The organism is Streptomyces gottesmaniae, assembly GCF_031845845.1.
Lineage (GTDB): Bacteria > Actinomycetota > Actinomycetes > Streptomycetales > Streptomycetaceae > Streptomyces > Streptomyces akebiae.
Genome location: NZ_JAVRFJ010000190.1, coordinates 1 through 308, shown reverse-complemented (window position 1 = coordinate 308; position 308 = coordinate 1). Strand labels below are relative to the sequence as shown.

Genomic DNA, 308 nt, shown 5'->3' with positions numbered 1-308 from the left:
ATGTCGACGCCGATCACCCCGTGCGCGAGTGCCACCAGGAGGGGCAGGGTGGGTGTGGGCGGGATCTGCCAGGACGCGGTCACATACCAGCGGTCCCGGCCGGTGTCGTGGTGGATGCGGTAGGCGACAGCCCGGTTCGCCGCGACGCGGTCCGCCCACTCGGTGCCCCGGTGCGCGAACACGACCCGGCCGGCCAGGACGTACCGTCCGTGCGGGGCGTTCGCCAGATGAGCCAGCGGCGCGGGGAGCTTGATGCTGACCTGGCCGTCGGGGCTGACGCGGATGGTCTCGTTGCCGTAGCGCTTGCC

The 308-nt window shown here is 72.4% G+C and carries 1 pseudogene; it reads right to left on the bottom strand.

Features of this window, described 5'->3' with window-relative positions:
• Positions 1–308: pseudogene (locus tag RM704_RS45010) on the bottom strand (IS200/IS605 family accessory protein TnpB-related protein); the annotation flags it as partial.